At 43.7% G+C, this 19,967-nt stretch carries 13 protein-coding genes; 4 read left to right on the forward strand and 9 right to left on the reverse strand.

All coding sequences use genetic code 11. The annotated features are described in order from the left end of the window. Nucleotides 1-187 precede the first annotated feature (187 nt). Together LIQ05_RS08585 and purF are read right to left on the reverse strand one after the other, a co-directional pair. Nucleotides 188-415, reverse strand: a complete 228-nt coding sequence (locus LIQ05_RS08585; RefSeq protein WP_226819920.1) for an HPr family phosphocarrier protein — start codon at nt 413-415, stop codon at nt 188-190. Nucleotides 416-674: 259 nt separating this feature from the next. Next, complete coding sequence (gene purF / locus LIQ05_RS08590; protein WP_226819922.1) at nt 675-2,099, reverse strand: amidophosphoribosyltransferase; 1,425 nt, start codon at nt 2,097-2,099, stop codon at nt 675-677. 420 nt (nt 2,100-2,519) lie between these two features. Between purF and LIQ05_RS08595 the strand changes: the two genes are divergently transcribed. Together LIQ05_RS08595 and LIQ05_RS08600 are read left to right on the forward strand one after the other, a co-directional pair. Next, nucleotides 2,520-4,619 (forward strand): glutamine synthetase III, encoded by a 2,100-nt coding sequence (locus LIQ05_RS08595; protein WP_226820207.1) that lies wholly within the window; start codon nt 2,520-2,522, stop codon nt 4,617-4,619. 412 nt (nt 4,620-5,031) lie between these two features. Next, nucleotides 5,032-6,762 (forward strand): ammonium transporter, encoded by a 1,731-nt coding sequence (locus LIQ05_RS08600; RefSeq protein WP_226819923.1) that lies wholly within the window; start codon nt 5,032-5,034, stop codon nt 6,760-6,762. Between the two features lie 133 nt (nt 6,763-6,895). On the opposite strand, the gene LIQ05_RS08605 is transcribed toward LIQ05_RS08600, so the two are convergent. From LIQ05_RS08605 to LIQ05_RS08630, 6 genes are all read right to left on the reverse strand, one after another. Further along, nucleotides 6,896-8,728, reverse strand: a complete 1,833-nt coding sequence (locus LIQ05_RS08605; RefSeq protein ID WP_226819925.1) for an ABC-F family ATP-binding cassette domain-containing protein — start codon at nt 8,726-8,728, stop codon at nt 6,896-6,898. A 112-nt stretch (nt 8,729-8,840) separates the two neighbouring features. Further along, nucleotides 8,841-9,479 carry a trimeric intracellular cation channel family protein gene (locus LIQ05_RS08610; protein ID WP_226819927.1) on the reverse strand — a complete coding sequence of 213 codons (639 nt, stop codon included), beginning with the start codon at nt 9,477-9,479 and terminating at the stop codon, nt 8,841-8,843. 300 nt (nt 9,480-9,779) lie between these two features. After that, the gene (locus LIQ05_RS08615) at nt 9,780-10,652 is read right to left on the reverse strand and encodes a carbohydrate ABC transporter permease (RefSeq protein ID WP_226819929.1); all 873 of its coding nucleotides are present in this window, start codon (nt 10,650-10,652) and stop codon (nt 9,780-9,782) included. Next, nucleotides 10,649-11,629, reverse strand: a complete 981-nt coding sequence (locus LIQ05_RS08620; protein WP_118580131.1) for a carbohydrate ABC transporter permease — start codon at nt 11,627-11,629, stop codon at nt 10,649-10,651. Before LIQ05_RS08620 ends, LIQ05_RS08615 begins: the two co-directional genes overlap by 4 nt. A gap of 232 nt (nt 11,630-11,861) precedes the next feature. Further along, complete coding sequence (locus tag LIQ05_RS08625; protein WP_173715495.1) at nt 11,862-13,214, reverse strand: hypothetical protein; 1,353 nt, start codon at nt 13,212-13,214, stop codon at nt 11,862-11,864. Nucleotides 13,215-13,255: 41 nt separating this feature from the next. Next, nucleotides 13,256-14,284, reverse strand: coding sequence for a LacI family DNA-binding transcriptional regulator (locus tag LIQ05_RS08630; RefSeq protein ID WP_226819931.1), 1,029 nt, complete (start codon nt 14,282-14,284; stop codon nt 13,256-13,258). A gap of 566 nt (nt 14,285-14,850) precedes the next feature. Here LIQ05_RS08630 and LIQ05_RS08635 point away from each other — a divergent pair. After that, nucleotides 14,851-17,286 carry a GH36-type glycosyl hydrolase domain-containing protein gene (locus LIQ05_RS08635; protein ID WP_226819933.1) on the forward strand — a complete coding sequence of 812 codons (2,436 nt, stop codon included), beginning with the start codon at nt 14,851-14,853 and terminating at the stop codon, nt 17,284-17,286. 364 nt (nt 17,287-17,650) lie between these two features. On the opposite strand, the gene LIQ05_RS08640 is transcribed toward LIQ05_RS08635, so the two are convergent. After that, nucleotides 17,651-19,075, reverse strand: a complete 1,425-nt coding sequence (locus tag LIQ05_RS08640) for an MATE family efflux transporter (protein WP_330633972.1) — start codon at nt 19,073-19,075, stop codon at nt 17,651-17,653. Between the two features lie 237 nt (nt 19,076-19,312). Between LIQ05_RS08640 and LIQ05_RS08645 the strand changes: the two genes are divergently transcribed. Continuing rightward, nucleotides 19,313-19,966: an L-rhamnose mutarotase gene (locus LIQ05_RS08645; RefSeq protein ID WP_226819934.1), complete on the forward strand. Its 654-nt coding sequence runs from the start codon at nt 19,313-19,315 to the stop codon at nt 19,964-19,966. Nucleotide 19,967: the final 1 nt, after the last annotated feature.

The raw sequence follows: 19,967 nt of genomic DNA on the forward strand, positions 1-19,967 counted from the left end.
CCCATTGTCCGAATGCGTCCCTCTTCGACGAACTTTTCAACCCACAAAATAGCAATTTTAATAAATAAAAAAACAGATGTTGTCGGGATGCCATGTTGTCGCGTGTTTTAAGTCGTTCCCGGCAATATCTGTTTTTTACGTTTTTTATGTGGCACCGTGAAGGGTGCCAGGTTGCAGTTGTAAATAGCTAGGCAACGGCAAACTTCTGTAATGTACGGTTAAATTCCTTGCTCTCTCCATGGCACTGTACAGTAAGAACCCGTGTAAGATCCATGCTCAGAACTCCCAGAATGGATTTTGCATCAATGATGATTCTGTTGTAGAAAACATCTATGTCAAAATCACATTTACCTGCTGCTTTAACGAACTCTTTCACATCCTCCGTTGCATTCAGCTTGATCTGCTTCTGACACATCGTTATCACCCTTTCTGTTCTACAGGAATATTGGTTTCCTTTTCTGATCAAGGGAAAGTTTGAAAACGTTTTCCCTTGATTGAGGCAAATTATGCACCAGCTCGCGATTTTTGTCAAGTTTTTTCTTGTATACTTTTTTGTAACATTTCGGACATAAATATACCGATTGCACAAATTTACAATCGGTATTTTGGTAATTATAGACTATTTTATTGTTATGGACATTCTAGGGCAGCCCGTACAAATGAAACTTTTTCTCTTATATCTTGTGAATTTCAAAATCATTTTGTAAATTATTCTCATCTGGAATTTCCATAGGATATTTGCCGTCAAAGCATGCCTTACAAATAGGAATTCCTCCTGCCATGCCTTCCAGATAGTCAATCTCCATATAGCCAAGGGAATCGGCTCCGATCATCTTGCAGATCTCCTCTGTGGAATGCTGGGCTGCGATCAGCTGGTCGTTGCTTGGCACATCAGTTCCGAAATAGCAGGGGTGTAAAAACGGCGGGGAACTGATCCTTACATGCACTTCAAGAGCGCCTGCCTCCTTCAGCATACAGATCAGATTGGCAATGGTGGTTCCACGGACAATAGAATCGTCCACAAGCACAATACGTTTGCCCTTTACAACAGCCTCCAGCACGCTCAGCTTCAGATGAACGCTGGACTCTCTTTCTTTCTGGGTTGGTTTGATAAAGGTTCTGCCGATATAAGAGTTCTTATAAAATGCAAATCCGAATGGAATGCCGGATTCCTCAGAAAATCCCTTTGCAGCAGGAATTCCGGATTCCGGAACACCGGTAACAAGATCCGCTTCTACAGGATAGGATTTTGCAAGGGATTTGCCACCGCGGATACGGGCATCATAGACCTTTACGCCGTCCAGAGTGCTGTCCAGTCTTGCAAAATAAATATATTCAAAAACACAGTGGGCCCGGGTTTTTACCATACTGGCAAGGGTCTTATCAGACTTTACCCCTTTACGGCTGATGGTGATCATCTCGCCCGGTTCAATATCACGGATAAACTCAGCACCTACTGAAGTAAGGGCGCAGCTCTCAGAAGCCAGTACATAGGCGTTGTCTCTTTTTCCAAGACAGAGTGGCTTTAAACCATAAGGATCACGCACTCCGATCAGCTTACGGGGACTCATGATCACAAGCCCATATGCTCCTTGCAGCTTCTTGGCTGTATTTAAGACTGCTTCTTCTACACAGCTGGTATGTACTCGTTCTCTTGCTACATGGAATGCGATCACCTCTGAATCTGTGGTGGTGTGAAAAACCGCTCCGCTCTGGATCAGTTCCCATTTCAGCGCCTTTGTATTCACAAGGTTTCCATTATGTGCCAGTGCCAGACTTCCTTTTACATAAGATAAAACCAGAGGCTGTGCATTCTCTGCAACAGACGCCCCTGTTGTAGAATAACGTACATGTCCGATTCCAATATCACCACTCATCTTATGAAGTGTATCCTCGCGAAGCACCTCGCTTACCAATCCCAGATCCTTGTGAAACTTTACATTTCCAATGGGTCCCTTGGTATCTGATACCGCCAGGCCACAGGCCTCCTGACCACGGTGCTGCAGGGAAGTAAGACCATAATAAATAGAAGATGTCACATCATTTCCATCCAGGTCATAGATTCCGAAGACACCGCACTCTTCTTTAATCTCCGCCATTTGTTTTCCTCCTCGGTACTGAGTTTTATTTATGTTCAGATCCAACCTCCAAAATGCTCCGCATTTCGTCGATTTGGCGTATCCGCCAATAAATTTACAGCCAGGAATGTTCTGCTGTGCCAGCACACTTCACATCCCTGGCTGTAAATCTGCTTGGCTCTGAACAAAAATTATAATGGAAGAAGTTCATTTGTCAAGTATACGGATTCAAATTTGAGCAAGAACTTTTTTCAGTCAATTGCAAAATCTTTTTGGAATTTTTTTCAAAAAAACTATTGACATACGATTTTTTTTGAGTATACTACAGAACATAAAGCAAAGGCGCTTTGGATTACAGAAATGTATCCAAGGTGCCTTTTTCTTTTATCAAAAATAATTAGGATGAAGAAAGACATGAAAAGTGAAAGGAGCGTATCCGTTATGACACAGAATATTCCCGAGATTTATGGAAGTCTTGTTTTCAACGACAGAATCATGCGCAGTAAATTACCAAAGGACATGTACAAGGCACTGAAAAAGACCATTGAAAATGGTACTCATCTGGAGCTTGACGTTGCCAACTCCGTTGCAGTCGCTATGAAAGAATGGGCCATTGAGAACGGTGCTACTCATTATACACATTGGTTCCAGCCTATGACAAATGTAACCGCTGAGAAACACGACAGTTTCATTTCTCCAACAGGCGATGGACAGGTGATCATGGATTTCTCCGGTAAAGAGCTTGTAAAAGGCGAACCGGATGCTTCCAGTTTCCCATCCGGCGGTCTTCGTGCTACTTTCGAAGCAAGAGGCTATACAGCATGGGATCCTACATCACCAGCTTTCATTAAAGATGGAACCCTTTACATTCCTACTGCTTTCTGTTCTTACAGCGGCGAGGCTCTTGATAAAAAGACTCCTCTTCTTCGCTCCATGGATACCTTAAATAAGGCAGCAGTCAACATGCTCCACATTCTTGGAAATAAAGGAATCAAACATGTTTCCACTACTGTAGGACCTGAGCAGGAATACTTCCTGGTTCCAAAGGAACTTTATAAAGAAAGAAAAGACCTTGTATTCTGCGGACGTACCTTACTTGGGGCTCCAGCTCCTAAGGGACAGGAAATGGAAGACCACTACTTCGGAACCTTGAAGCCAAAAGTTGCAGCTTACATGCATGACCTTGACGTAGAGCTCTGGAAGCTTGGCATTCCTGCAAAAACAAAACACAACGAAGTTGCTCCTGCACAGCATGAGCTGGCTCCTGTATTTGATACCACAAACGTAGCTGTTGACCACAACCAGTTAACAATGGAAGTTATGAAAAAGGTAGCTGACAAACACGATCTGGTTTGCCTCCTTCATGAGAAACCTTTCGAGGGAATCAACGGAAGTGGTAAGCACAACAACTGGTCCATGATCACAGATGACGGTGTAAACCTTCTGGATCCCGGAAAAACACCAGCTGAGAACATTCAGTTCCTGGTATTCTTAATGGCAGTTATTAAAGCCGTTGATGAATATGCTGATCTTCTCCGTATCTCCGTTGCAAGTGCCGGAAACGATCACAGACTTGGTGCCAACGAGGCTCCGCCAGCAGTTGTATCTATTTTCCTGGGTGATGAGCTTACCGAGATTCTGAAATCCATCGAAAATGATACTTACTTTACTTCTCACGGTGCTGTACAGATGGATATCGGAGCAACTGTTCTGCCACACTTTGTAAAAGACAATACTGACAGAAACCGTACTTCACCATTTGCATTTACCGGAAACAAATTCGAGTTCCGTATGCTTGGTTCTGCTGCTTCTGTTGCAAACCCGAATATTGTATTGAATACAGCAGTTGCGGAAGCTCTTGACCAGTTTGCAAAAGAGCTTGACGGTATAGCTCCGGAAGATATGGAGCATGCAGTTCATGAACTGATCAAGAGAGCCATTAAGAAACACAAACGTGTAATCTTCAATGGTAACGGTTATACCGACGAGTGGATTGAAGAGGCTGAAAAACGTGGGCTTTACAATCTGAAATCTACCCCGGATGCTCTCCCAATGTGGATTGCCCAGAAGAATATTGACCTGTTCACAAAGCATAGCATTTTCACCAGCGAGGAGCTGCACTCCCGTTATGAAATCTGGCTTGAGAACTACTCCAAAACCATCAACATTGAATCTAACACAATGATTGAAATGGTTCAGAAAGACCTTCTTCCATCTGTTATGTCTTATATTGAAGAAATTGCTAGTACAGCAAGCCTGAAAGCTTCTGTTGTTCCTGGAATCACCTGTGAAAGTGAAACTGCTCTTATCACCAAACTGTCCGGACTTCAGGATGCTATGACAAAAGGTCTTGAGAAGCTGAAAGCAGATACTGTAAAGGCAAGAGCAACTGAGGATGTTCTGGAAAATGCCAAACTGTATCAGGCTGAAGTACTTGTGGACATGGAAGAACTGAGAAAATCTGCTGACGAAGCTGAAACTCTCATTCCGGATGATCTGCTTCCATATCCTACATATGGAAAACTTCTCTTCTATATCTAATCAGATATACAGAGGAGAATTCTAAATGATAGAAACTGTTCCTGTTTTTTGAATCTGTTTCTCAAACTGGTAAATACAGGGGATATCTATTATGAAACTCTACTTCATAATTCATTATCGATTTCCTCATCCATTAATCACACGATACGGATATCCCCTGTTTTACATATTGTTACAACTGAATATTTCTGTTGACGCAGACAATAATCATGATCGTAAAGGCGCGAAAGGAAAAACATATAAATGTTTTCTCTTTCGCGCTTTTTGATATTTTGCGAGCAGCGAGCAAAAGCCCATGCTTACATGGAACCTTGCCGGCTGTTACGAAAACCAGACAAAATCCGCGAAGGATGTTTTGTATAGTTCCAAAGGATGTTTTGTCGAAAATCACGAAACGAGGGAGGAAATTATTATGGATTATTCAGCAGTAAACACAATCTGGGTACTTGTTGGTGCCGCGCTGGTCTTTTTCATGCAGGCCGGATTTGCAATGGTGGAAACTGGTTTCACCAGAGCCAAAAACGCAGGTAACATTATCATGAAAAACCTGATGGACTTCTGTATCGGAACTCCGGCTTTCTGGATCGTCGGTTTCGGTATCATGTTCGGAGCCGGAAATGGCTTTTTCGGAAAGATCGGCGGACTTGCTTCAGAGGCAAACTACGGAAATGCAATGCTTCCAGATGGCGTCCCTTTCTGGGCTTTCCTAATTTTCCAGACTGTCTTTTGCGCTACTTCTGCTACGATCGTTTCCGGTGCAATGGCTGAGAGAACCAAGTTCTCGTCCTATTGTGTATACAGTCTTATGATCAGCCTTGTGGTTTATCCCATTTCCGGTCACTGGATCTGGGGCGGCGGCTTTATCAGCCAGATGGGCTTCCACGATTTTGCAGGTTCCTGTGCTGTACATATGGTAGGTGGTGTTGCAGCCTTTATCGGCGCCCTCATCCTTGGGCCTCGTATTGGAAAATATTCCAAAGATGGAAAATCTAAAGCAATTCCAGGCCACAACCTGACAGTTGGTGCACTTGGTGTATTCATCCTCTGGTTCTGCTGGTTTGGTTTCAACGGCGCTTCCACCGTATCTATGGAAGGTGATGCAATTATAAGTGCAGGAAAAATTTTCGTTACCACAAACCTTGCTGCAGCTGTTGCTACTGTAACAGTCATGCTAATCACATGGGTTCGTTATAAAAAACCAGATGTATCCATGTCCCTGAACGGTTCTCTTGCAGGACTTGTTGCGATCACAGCAGGATGTGATACCGTATCTCCTGCTTCCGCTGCTATTATCGGTATTATAGCTGGTTTCATAGTTGTATTTGGTATTGAATTTATTGATAAAGTATTAAAAATTGATGATCCAGTTGGTGCAGTTGGCGTTCACGGCTTAAACGGTGCATTTGGTACTCTTGCAGTTGGTCTTTTCTCCGACGGCTCTGGTACAGAGTGGAAAGGTCTTCTGGTTGGCGGAGGCTTCCATGGATTTGGTGTACAGCTTGTTGGCATGCTAATCACAATCGCCTGGGTAGTCGTTACCATGACCATTATTTTCCAGGTAATCAAACATACCATTGGACTTCGTGTATCCGCTGAGGAAGAGATCCAGGGTCTTGACATCAAAGAGCATGGTCTTGCAAGTGCATACGATGGATTTGCGATCCGCGACGCAGTTGCTGCTGTTCCGACTCCAATGGGAACATCCAGAGAATTTACCACAGTTTCCAGACCTTCTGCTCCAGCTGAATTTGTTCCGGAAATCCCGGCAGACGGTGTTCATAAGCTTACAAAGGTTGTGATCATCACCCGTCAGAACAAACTGGAAGAGTTTATGCAGGCTATGAATGAGATCGGTGTAACTGGTATCACTATTACTAACGTGCTTGGCTGCGGTGTCCAGAAAGGTGCTCCTGCTTACTACCGTGGCGTTGAGATGGATATGAACCTGCTGCCGAAGGTTAAGATTGAAATCGTTGTCAGCCTTGTTCCGGTTCAGAAAGTGATCGAAACTGCCAAGAAAGTTCTTCATACCGGTCAGATTGGTGATGGAAAAGTTTTCGTATACGACATCGAAAACGTTGTCAAGATCAGAACTGGCGAGGAAGGTTACCTGGCATTGCAGGATACTCATGAAGAGTCATAAATAACTTTAACATCTTACTATATTTTTGTTTCCCTTATTAAAAAACAGCTCCTGGAATTTTTCCAGGGGCTGTTTTTCTTATACATTTCTGGCACATATGTCCGTCACTGCTGCTTCCTATACAAATATTTTGTTATCCATTATATTTCTGCAAAAGTTTTTCCAGTTCTTCCGAAATCTTTTTCGCATCCTCATACTTGCCGGCCTGAAGTGCGAAAGCTATTCGATTCTCCAGTTCTTTTTTCTTCTGCTCATATTCCAGATAATCCTTATCAAAATGATCGGCGTAAATCATCTTTCGGAATTTTCGCATACTTACCCTGCGAAGACCCTTATCCTCTGTGAGAAGCACATAATCCATGCAGTTGGCTACGGTATAAAAATCATGGGAAACCATTAGCACTGTTCCATTATATTTCTCTATTGCCTGCTCCAATGCCAGCTGGGAATATGTGTCCAGATGACTGGTTGGCTCATCCAGAAGCAGCAGGTCTGCACCTGCTCTGGAAATCTTTGCAAGCTGAAGAAGATTCTTTTCTCCACCGGAAAGGTCACGCACTAGACTGTAGACCAGTTCTTCCTCAAAACCATAGGTTTTCAAATAAGCTGTCACCTGGTCATCGGTATCAAAGCCTGCATCCTCAAAATTCTTAAGAACAGTGTCCTTCTCATCAAATACCTCTCCATGCATCTGGGAAAGGTATGCCATCTTAACATTTTCGCTAAGACAAATTGCCGGGGATTCTTCTTTGATAATATCACGAAGAAGGGTCGTCTTTCCAGTGCCGTTTGGACCCACAATTGCAACCTTATCTCCCGCCCGAAGAGCAAAGGAAACATGTTCCATAATCTCACGTTCAAAGGTCACATTATAATCTTCTACACTTAACACTATCTTCTCAGCTTCATTTTCCGCATTCGTATCTCCCGGACTGGACTTTCTTTCACTTACCAAAGATTCTTCCGTGTTTTCACCGGAAAATCCCCCATTTAAAGCCTCAGCTGCGTGAAATACAATCTCTGGCTGCTTAATATCCACAAATGGAGATTTTGTCCTTCTCGCTTCCAGACGTTCCAAAAGGGAAACCCGCGCATGCAGACTTCTCCCCCTTGTAGCACTGTCAATGGCAGTAGCGCTGTTTCGAAGACGCTCCACAATCTTGCGGTTACGCTCGATTTCCTCCATATCCGCCGCAGCCAGCTCCTGCTGCTCAATCTTCATCTGCAAAAGGGCAAAATTGTAGTCCACATAATTGCCGTCAAACTCCTGCATCTCTGTATTTTCCAAATGAAGGATCTTGTTGAAGCAATGATTCAGAAGATAACGGTTGTGGGTGATCACAAGCAAGGTTCCCTTATGGGAATTAATCAGATTCCGAAGTGCATTTAAATGCTGAAAATCCAGGAACACATCCGGCTCATCCATAATAATAAATTTCGGACTGATCATCATCTCCCGGATTGCCTGCACCAGCTTGAACTCTCCGCCGCTTAAATTGGTAAGAAGCTGGTCTTCATACCCTGCCAGCCCCGCCAGCTTCAGCTGTTTGCGGATATTACTTTCATAAAAATCACCATCAATGGCATTAAACTCATCCAAAGTCTGCTGATATTCCTCCATCAGCTCTTCCAGATGATCCGTAGTGGCCATATCTTCACAAATCTGGTTGATCTTATTCTGCAATCTCACAAATTCTTCACTGATATAGTCAAATACAGTAACCTCTTTTTCCTCATCAATGGTGTAAAACTGACTGACATACCCGATTCTTCCAGGCACATCGATGATCAGCTTTCCATCGTATAAATAATCATCCGGGTGAAGGATCATGTTCACCAATGTACTCTTACCGGTTCCATTTGTGCCGATAAAAGCACAATGCACATCATCTTCCAGGGTAAATGAAATTTTATTATATAACTCTTTATGAGGAAAAGAGTAAGATAAATTCTCTGCTTTAATCATAAGTACTCCTCTATGTGATTCCGTTATTTAAAAAATCGGTAACATTCATTGTACTGTTCAGTACCCTCACAGCTACACACTTCGTAAAATACCACCTTCTGAATAGTTCCTTTTATTTTAATTTCGGCAGATTCCACCTGTAATGCGCAGCCATATACCGCATCAGGATCACCGCTGCAGATCCGGAGATAAGGGATGCCACCACTCCAAACCAGCGGTATGCATACACGCACATAATAGCTCCTACAATAGAAGCACACGCATAAATATGCTTTACAAAAATATAAGGCGGCACCTCAGCCATCATATCACGGAGTAATCCTCCGCCAACGCCGGTGATGGTTCCCACAAATACTAACAGGAAGGTATTGTCTGCAAAGCCCTGGCGGATTCCTGTATTCACGCCAACTACCGTAAAAATCCCAAGTCCCACAGAGTCCATCACCAGCATCACCTTATCATAAGTAACATTTTCTTCCAACAATTCCCTTTTAAAATAAAGAAGAAAAAATACAAGCACGGAAGTGAGCACTGCTACAGCCGCATACACCGGTTTCTGAAAAACGCCTGGGGGAATGATTCCAAGCGTCACATCACGGATCATCCCACCGCCAACAGCCGTAATCACACCCAGCACCGAAACTCCGAAAATATCCATCTTCTGCTCCGATCCCACCAAAGCACCTGACGCCGCAAACGCAATGGTTCCGATCATTTCCAGAATAAATGTGATTGTTTCCTGATAACCCATAAAATAATAACCTCGTCCAATTTATCCTATGCCATTTCCAATACAAAGTTTGCGCAGCAAACGCTGCTTCTTACCCTTGTCACAGAAAGATTTACCTTTTTGCGTGGCAAATGACACCAAATCAGTATAACATATAATTCTTAGTTTGCCACCTGAAAATACCAAAAATCTCAACAAATTTCAGCACCACTAAATTATTTTTCGAAAAAGAGCTAAAAATATGACCGGAAGATTTTTCCCCCGGCCATACTCTCATTTTTTATAATATTTTTCTTAGTCAAATAATTCCATACACGCCCATCAGCCCTTCACACCACCAAGTGCAACACCTGCCACAATATACTTGGAAAGTACCAGGTATACAACAACCAGAGGAATAATGGTAACAAACAGTCCTACATAAACTACACCATAGTCAGTACGGAACTGATTAGAGCTCAGCAGCTGTACAAACATAGGAAGTGTTTTCTTGGAATCTGTTGTCAGCAAAATGGTAGGTGTAAACAGGTTGTTCCACTGTGCGATAAACTGGAAGATCGCCTGTGTGGCAACTGCCGGTTTCATAATTGGAAGGATAATTTTGTTAAAGGTATTCCACTCTCTGGAACCGTCGATTCTGGCTGCCTCGATCATCTCCAGAGAAAGTGTACTTTCCATATACTGTTTCATAAAGAAAACAACGGTCGGAGCTGCAATGGTAGGAATGATCAGCGGAACGTATGTATCGATCAGCTTCAGATCCAGCATGAAACGGTAGAAACCGATGATGGAAATCTGACTTGGCACCATCATAACTGCCATAATAAATGCCCATGCAAATTTTTTGAATTTGAAATCATATACATGGATACCATAAGCTGTCAGAGATGAAAAGTAAACTGACAGGAAGGTTCCAGGGATTGTAATGGTTGCAGAGTTAATGATCGCTTTCTGCAAAGTGATCTGCATACCGTTCTGCTTGATCATCAGGTTTTTCCAGTTCTCGATCAGGTGTGTGGACGGAATCAGGGAAACACCAGCCTTGATAGACTCAGAATCTCTTGTTGCGTTCATAACCAGAAGAACAAATGGCAAAAGTGCAATGATACAGAATAAAATACAAATAATGGTACGGAAGACTTTCTGATGCAGCATATTCTTGCTGTAGCTGTCTGCTGTTGCGGCTTTACTCATGATCTTCCACCTGCCTTTCTACGCTGTTTCTGCTCTTTTTTCATACGTCTGTCTTCGCTGTCGCTCATAGTTGCGAACAGGATCAGACTGACAACCAACGTAATAATAAACAGTACTACGGAAACGGCTGCTGCCTTTCCAACATCACTGTTATACAGACGCATAATATACATGGCCATTGTGGTTGTCTTATCATCTGGCAGACCTACAAGTCCGGTCTCCGGAACGTTGAACAGTGCCGGGATATCATACATCTGAAGACCACCGATTGCGGAGGTAACCAGTGTGTACAGCATAATTGGTTTCAAAAGAGGTAAGGTAATGTAACGGAATTTTTTCCAGCCTGTTGCACCATCAATATCAGCAGCCTCGAAAAGTCCAGGGTCAATGCCAAGAACGCCTGAAATCAGAAGCAGGGTCGTATTACCAAACCACATCCACCACAGAATTGTGGAAATCAGCCCACGGCTTCCTGCTACGCTGGACATAAAATCAAAGTTCTTGCCAAGAACGCCCCAGTCCTTCAAAGTCTGGGTGATTGGTCCGTACTGGGAAAACAAAGATTTAAACAATACAGAAACAGAAGCTGCAGTGATAACACTTGGAAGATAAACGATAACCTTCATGGCTCCTGTTCCTTTTACCTTAACCTTCTCATCCGTCAGCCATACAGCCAGAAGAAGGGAAACCAGAATCTGAGGAACAAAGTTGCAGCCCCACATGACAAGGGTATTTTTCAGATAGCTGAGTACATAACCTCTCTCCCCTGCAGCCATACCAAGGATATTTACAAAATTCTGGAGTCCTGCAAACTCCATGAATTCACGCCCGTTACGTTTGTAGTAGGATAAGGTACTATAATAGAAAGTATTGATCAGCGGCCACAGCTGGAACACCAGATAAGTGATAAAAAACGGTGCAATAAAGAAGTAGCCATACCTTCCATAATCGATCATTTTTTTCTTTTTCTTATTCATAACAGCCTCCTGTCTGAAGTTGCCTGCTTTTCCCAGGCAGAATGCCTGACACTGGCGGGAGTGCCTGCCCCTTCGGGCTTCTGCGCCATTCTCCTCTGCCACTGGCAGTCATTCTGCTTTTTATAGCAAAAGCAGCTGCTCGCTTATATAAGAATGTGCTGCTCCTTCTTTTGGGAAGAAGCAGCACACTCACTACTTACTTATGATTGACTCTGCAAACTCTTAAGCCACATTATTCTGCGCTCAGGTAAGAGAATGTATCATGGATAGATGCAGTCAGATCTGCAAGTGCAGTATCAAGGTCTTTTTCGCCTGTAGCATAAGCCTTGGTCTGAGTATCCATAAGGGAAAGGATCTGCTGGTCTTCTGCTGTTACCATAGAAGCGTCAAGTCCGTCTGCTAATGGAAGGAAGAACTCCATGAAGTTCTGTCCAGCGTCTGGATACAAATAGCCGTTTCCATCTGCGGATGTACCAGCCTCGATGATCTTGCTGACAGCTGCTGTATTGTTTACATAGTCAGAGTTCAGAGCGTTGATTGCAACCATTCCATCTTCATCACATGTGAAGAACTTCATAATCTTAGCTGCAAGCTCGGTATCTGCACAATCTGTTGTAGCTGCAAGTCCTGTGCCGCCCCAATAGCATTTTGTCTGGGTAGGAACAAGGATTGTGTTGCCTTTCCAAGCATCACTTAAGCTCCAGTATACGAACCATGGGCATCCCATATAAGCAAGTGCTGCGTTAGAATCAACGCCATCACCACTCATGTTTGCACTCCAGTCAGCGCTCCACTGATCTGTGTTGAAGGTAAGATCTTCATCATAAAGAGTCTTAGCTGTTTCCATATATGTCTTGATGTTGTCATCAATTGTAATCTTATCGTTCTCATCATAGAAGCCCTGAGTTCTGGAACCGGTCAGGCTACGTTTGATCTCATCATAGCCGGAGAACAGTTTGCATTTTCCGCCGGAAGCGTCATTCACTTCTTTTGCTGTAGCAACGATGGTATCCAGATCTTTGAATTTCTCAGCTAATGCTGCAGGATCTGTTGTTCCAAGATATTTCTCAGCCAGATCTGCACGAACTGCGTAGCATCCAGGAGTTGCCTGCCAGAACAGAGCTCTTACGTTTCCATCAACATCGGATCCAAGATCCAGATTGTACTGATAGCTGTTTGCATAGTCATCAGCTGTGATTCCAAGATCTGCAACACTCTGTACCCAGTCGCTGTTTACATATTTCTGAACATAGTCAACTTCCAGACCCATCATGTCAGGATATAACTCATTTGAAGGATCATCAAGTACAGGATCCAGTTTGCTCTGATAATAATCAGATCCACCTGTGTTTACAAAAACGATTCTTTCGTAATCATCTGGATAAGCCTCTTTGAATGGTCCATCAAGGATCTTCTTGATATCATCGTTCCATCCCCATACTACAAAGGAATCATCTGCGGAAGCGTCACCGGTAACTTCGTTTTCCGGTGTTTCTGCATCTTCTGCCATAACCGGGACTGCACATAATGTCATTCCTGCCAGCATAGAAGCTGTTAATAATACGCTCACCATTTTTTTCTTCATGTTACTTCCTCCTTTAATTATATCTTTTATTTTTTTAATAACTACTTGAAATTTTTTGATGGATACAAAGTTTTCACAGAAGCCCCTTTAAAAAGGGTTCCATCCACTGTGTATTTCTCAATAACTGTTGTCTTCGGGTGCTCAATCAGCTCAATCAGCCTTTCTGCTGCTATCCTTCCGATTGCCGCTGTGTCCTGACAAAGGGTTGTCAGCTTGGGTTCAAGAACCTGGGCGATATTAATTCCATCGTACCCGGCTACTGAAATATCTTCCGGTATCCGAAGTCCTCTTTCCCGTATCTCGTTTATCCCTCCCATCGCTGCATAATCGTCAGGATAGAGAATACAGGTTGGCGGATCTTTCAAATCCAAAAGTTCACCGGTTCTCTCACCTGCCAGATCAGCATCTCTGTAAAAAGACGGTTTTACATATTCATCCGGTTCTTCAACCCCCAGTCTTTGCAGGGTCCGGTAAAAGCTTCCAAGACGATTCTTGGTAACCGATGTGTCATCTCCATGAATGTAAGCGATCTTGCGGTGTCCCTTCTTATATATATAGGTAATAAGTTCTTCCATTCCCTGGATGTTGTTGGATACTACCGATATCCTTCCATCACAGATATGATCGATGGTCACCACCGGAATGTCTGAAAGGAGAAGCTCCTGAACCTCTTCTGCGGTGAAATCCACACAGGCCATTACCACTCCGTCCACGCCCCGGTATCTGCAGTGCTCCAGGTAGGTCATCCTTTTACCGGAAACATTTCCGCTTGTAAAAGTAATGTCATAGCCTTTCGCTTCTGCGGTGCTTTTGAAGCTTTCCAGTACTCTGTTGAAATAATCATGTGTGAGACCACTTCGGGCCTCGTCCACAAATAAAACTCCCAGATTAAAGGTTCGCTTCGTCTTCAAAGCTCTTGCCGATGAGTTGGGAAGATATCCCATCTCTGAAGCCGTTCTTAATATGTAGTTTTTTGTTTCTTCTCCGATATCGGAGTAACCATTTAATGCTTTACTGACAGTGGCGACTGAGACATTACATTGTTTTGCGATTTCTTTCATGGAAACCATATGCTTGCCTCACTCTTTCCTGTTTTTCTTTCCTGTCATCTCTAAATCGTTTTCGTAAGCTTATAGTACCCTCTAGTGCACAAAAAATCAAGTGGTTTCTGGAATTTTTTGTGCGTTTTCACGTCATTCTACCTATTGCACAATTTGGATATTTGCGTTTTTAACAATTTAATTGTGAATGAGAGTTCTTCCCGAAATATTTTCGCGAAAACTTTCGCGTTTTAAATCTCTGTTTTGTAATATATAATAGATTTAATTATTACTGTAATTTTTATGTTGCTTTTAATCAGTCTTTCTATTATACTAAGAGCAAATATATACCATTATTCTTTACTTTTATTTCTTATTGCCTTTACTTATTCGTTTTCGTGTGTTAATTATCTCACAATTCAATCCAGTTGGCCTTTTCGAAACTACATATTACATTTGCGGAACGTTACTACATATAAGAGCAGAGCTCCGTGCAGCTTCGAAAATTATTAATACCCCCTGATGTAAATCACGAATAGTAATCAACCAATTAGAAAGAATTCAGCAAAAATAAAATTTATCAAAGGAGATCCACTATGAATTTCGGACATTTTGATGACGCCAATAAAGAATATGTCATTACAACACCAGACACCCCGTTGCCATGGATCAACTACCTTGGCTCCCAGGATTTCTTCACACTGATTTCCAATACCTGCGGTGGCTACAGCTTCTATAAAGATGCAAAGCTGCTCCGTATCACCCGTTACCGCTACAATAACATCCCAGTAGATTCCAACGGAAAATACTACTATATCAAAGATGGAGATACCGTATGGAATCCAGGTGCAATGCCAACCCGCACTCCTCTTGACGTTTACGAATGCCGCCACGGACTTGGCTACAGCCGTTTCCACGGTGAGAAAAACGGGCTGGCAGCTGATCTTCTGGCATTTGTCCCAGTTGATACCGCCTGCGAGGTCAATAAGCTGACTCTCAAGAATACTTCCGATAAAGCGAAAAAAGTTTCGTTATTCTCTTATGTAGAGTTCTGTCTCTGGAATGCAGTAGATGACATGACCAACTACCAGCGAAACTTGAGTACCGGTGAAGTTGAGATCATCGGCAGTACCATTTACCATAAGACCGAATACCGTGAGCGTCGTAACCACTACAGCTTCTTTACCGTAAATACTCCTGTAAATGGTTTCGATACCAGCCGAGATGAGTTCTTAGGACTAGGCAGAGGCAACAATGCTCCGATCGTTGTAGAGGAAGGCAAGAGCCACAATTCTGTTGCAAGCGGATGGTATCCTATTGCCAGCCAGCAGATCAATATTTCCCTGGCACCTGGCGAAGAGAAAGAATACGTTTTCCTTCTTGGCTATTGCGAAAACCCGAAAGATGACAAATGGGAAGCTTTAAACGTAATCAAAAAAGCTCCGGCTAAGAAGATCATGGAGAAATTTGCAACTTCCGAACAGGTAAATGCAGCATTTGCTACCTTAAATGCTTACTGGAATGATCTTCTCTCCCGCTATCATGTAGAGAGCCAGGATCCACATGTAAACCGTATGGCAAACATCTGGAACCAGTACCAGTGTATGGTAACCTTTAACATGTCCCGTTCTGCTTCTTACTATGAATCTGGAACAGGCCGTGGAATGGGCTTCCGTGATTCCTGCCAGGATCTTCTTGGATTTGTACATCTGATTCCAGAGCGTGCAAGAGAGAGAATCCTTGACATTGCAGCTACCCAGTTTGAAGACGGAAGTGCTTACCATCAGTACCAGCCTCTTACCAAACAGGGCAACCTGGATATCGGAAGCGGATTTAACGATGACCCGCTGTGGCTGATCGCAGCTGCAGCTGCTTACTTAAAAGAGACTGGAGATTACTCCATTCTAAATGAGATGGTTGCTTTTGACTGCCATATGGAAAAAGCGGCTCCTTTGTTTGAGCACCTTCGCCGTTCCTTCGAATACAGCCGTACCCATCTTGGACCGCACAAGCTTCCGCTGATCGGCCGTGCTGACTGGAATGACTGTCTGAACCTGAACTGCTTCTCCAATGAGCCTGGTGAGTCTTTCCAGACCACAGGACCATCTGAGGGACCAGTTGCAGAGTCTGTCTTTATTGCAGGTATGTATGTAAAATATGGCAATGAGTTTGCAGAGATCTGCAGACGTGTTGGTAAAGAAGAAGACGCAGCGATTGCGCAGAAAGCTGTTGATGAAATGTATCAGGCTGTTCTTGATGCCGGCTGGGATGGCGAGTGGTTCCTTCGTGCTTATGATGCCACTTCCCAGAAGGTTGGTTCCCACGAGTGTGAAGAGGGACAAATTTTCATTGAGCCCCAGGGCTTCTGTATTATCGCTGGAATCGGCGTGAAGGAAGGTCTTGCTAAGAAGGCTCTGGATTCTGTTAAGAAGCGTCTGGATACCAAGTACGGCATTATGCTTCACCAGCCGGCTTATACCAGATATTACCTGAATCTTGGTGAGATTTCTTCTTACCCACCAGGATACAAGGAAAATGCCGGAATCTTCTGCCATAACAATCCATGGATTTCCATTGCGGAAACTGTGATCGGACGTGGAAACCGCGCATTTGAGATTTATAAGAAGACTTGCCCATCTTATATTGAGAACATCAGCGAGATCCATCGTACAGAGCCTTATGTTTACTCTCAGATGATTGCTGGACGTGACGCAGCCCGCCATGGCGAGGCGAAGAACAGCTGGCTGACTGGAACTGCTGCATGGACTTTCGTAAACCTTTCCCAGGCGATCCTGGGTGTACAGCCATCCTACGATGGACTTTCTATTGATCCATGTATCCCGGAAGGCTTCGGTGACTTCACTCTCATCCGCCGCTTCCGCGGTGCTACCTACTACTTCGACGTTAAGAACCCGAACAATGTGGAAAAGGGAGTTGCTTATCTGGAAGTAGATGGCAAACATGTGGATGGAAATGTGGTACCTGTAGAGGACGGAAAAGCCGAGTATCATGTGACCGTGCATATGGCATAAGAATTAAACACCATTGATTTTTGCAGGGAATCCAAACGAAGGATTCCCTGTTTTGCTATTTTGTGGGTTGGTCGTTACTCCGTACGCGATTTTACAATGTATATTCACCGCCGTGCGTCGCAACGTTCCGGCAAGCTAATGACTAACTACGACTAAGACGCTCAGGAGAGCGCTTATGTAGACTAATGCGTGAGGGCTCTCCTAACACATTAGTCGAAGTCAGCGATCAGTTCACTGGAGCGTTGCGCCGGCGAGTGAGTAATACACATTGTCCAAATGCGTCCCTCCTCGACGAACTTTCAACACACAAAACAGCAAGAGCCCCGAAATCAAAGTCTCAAGAGCTCTTGTTTTCCTATACATTCTATTTTTCGTAAAGTGGATGAACCTCTTTCTTATATGCGTAACGGATGAACACAAAACAGATTATGCCAGAGAATACCTCGGCGATGGGGAATGCCCACCAGCAGGCACCAAGGCCACCTATTTTTGCCAGAATATAAGCTGCCGGGAGCAGGACAAACAGCTGACGGAGTACGGATACTGCAAGGCTCAGGAATCCGTGTCCCAGCGCCTGGAATACAGAGGACGCTACTACAGAGAAACCTGCAATCAGGAAACTGAGACTGATGGTCCTTAGGGCTGGGATTCCGATGGCAAGCATGTCATCAGACGCGCTGAAAATTCCAAGAAGACCTCCTGGAAACAGCTGGAATACGATAAAACCAGCCAGCATAATACATACGCCATAAATAATACTGAGCTTAATCGCTTTCGTAATACGTTCCGGCTTTCTGGCTCCGTAATTGTAAGCCACAATGGGAACCATTCCATTATTCAATCCGAACACCGGCATGAAAATAAAACTCTGAAGCTTGAAGTATACGCCAAATACTGCTGTTGCTGTGGAAGTAAAGCCCATCAGGATCTTGTTCATTCCAAAGGTCATAACAGAGCCTACAGAAGCCATGATAATGGATGGGAAACCCACACTGTAAATGTTCCGGATGACATTACCAGAAATTCTATATTTGATAAGAGAAATGTGCAATTCCTTATTCAGCTTAATATTGACGATCACGCCAGCAATCGCCGCAATAATCTGTCCTGTCACAGTAGCGAGGGCAGCTCCTGTTACTTCCATTCTCGGGAAACCGAAAAGACCGAAGATCATGATTGGATCCAGGATGATGTTGATAATCGCGCCCAGAAGCTGGGTTGCCATAGAGTAAACGGTCTTTCCTGTAGACTGCAGCAGTTTCTCGCACACCAACTGGATAAACAGTCCGAAAGACATAATTCCGATCACTCTCACATAATCCACACCGTATTCCAGGATCTGCAGATCAGAAGTCTGCACACTGAAAAATGCCGGTGCAAACAGCCCGCACACGATAGCGAATCCGATAAAGCTGAAAATAGCAAGATAAATACCATTGTTTGCCGCGCTGTTGGCGTACTCGTTCTTCTTTTCCCCAAGGGCGCGGGATACCAGTGCATTGATACCAACTCCGGTACCGGTTCCCACTGCGATCATCAGATTCTGCATCGGAAAGGCAAGGGAAACCGCGGTAAGTGCGCTCTCACTTAATTTTGCCACAAACATACTGTCCACAATATTATAAAGTGCCTGGACAAGCATGGAAATCATCATGGGCACAGACATGGTAAGCAGAAGCTTCGCCACTGGCATAACGCCCATTTTATTTTCCTGAACTTTTACTTCTTTTTCCAAAAATAATCCCCTCTCTTCTGTAGTTAAGCCTTTTTCACTCTCCGGCAAAGGCATTTCCCGCTCCCTTCGCAGTCGCGCACATGCCTCTGTACTTTGACATCCTCACTTTTCAAAAGGCCAGTCCTCTTATTGTATATAAGTACGTTCCAGATGTCAATATAAGGGTGGATTTCTTTGAAAAATTGTGCTATTCTTTTTCTTAGATTTGTGTATTGGTCTTATGAAATTTTCTTATAGAATCGGCAGAACCTATACAATATTTTATTTTTCTTAAAATGGAGGAATTTTCTTATGGAAAGACACAGCTTTGCTATGGAGATCAAAGAAGGGAAAAAGAATGAATACCGCCAGAAATTAGGGGAAATCTGGTCGGAGCTTACTGCTTTTCTGGATCAGGAGAAGGTGCATAATTTCAGCATCTGGAACTGCAAATCCCTGATTTTCGGTTATTACGAAACAGACGAAGCCAGCGAATTTTCGGAAGAGAAAAAGGCTAAGATCCAGGCGCTCACTTCCAGGATTGATAACACCTTCATCTGGATTTCTACTCCTGGCGAAAACATGCGTCTCATGTATCACAATTTCGGAATTGTCCGCAAAAGTAAAGAACTGATCCGTCACAGAATGTTTATGACGAAGCTGAAACCTGGCTGCGAGGAAGAATACAAGGCAAGACATGACGGACTGGTTGCTGCAAGAGGCGATAAGATCGATCCAGGTCCGGACAGCAATTTCAGCATCTGGAGCGCAGGCGGATATATTTTCGGATATAATGAAATCGACACCACTATGGAGAAAGAAGAAACACCCGAGGCTCACGAAGCTACTGTAGCCTGGGAAACCCGTCAGCTTGGCATTATGGACTGGATCACCAATGACTGTGACTGGCTTACCGGACAGGTTCATTCTGCAAGTGTAAGACTGGCTTGGTACATGGGCAAATAAT

This window comes from Blautia glucerasea (genome assembly GCF_020537505.1).
Taxonomy (GTDB): Bacteria; Bacillota; Clostridia; order Lachnospirales; family Lachnospiraceae; genus Blautia_A.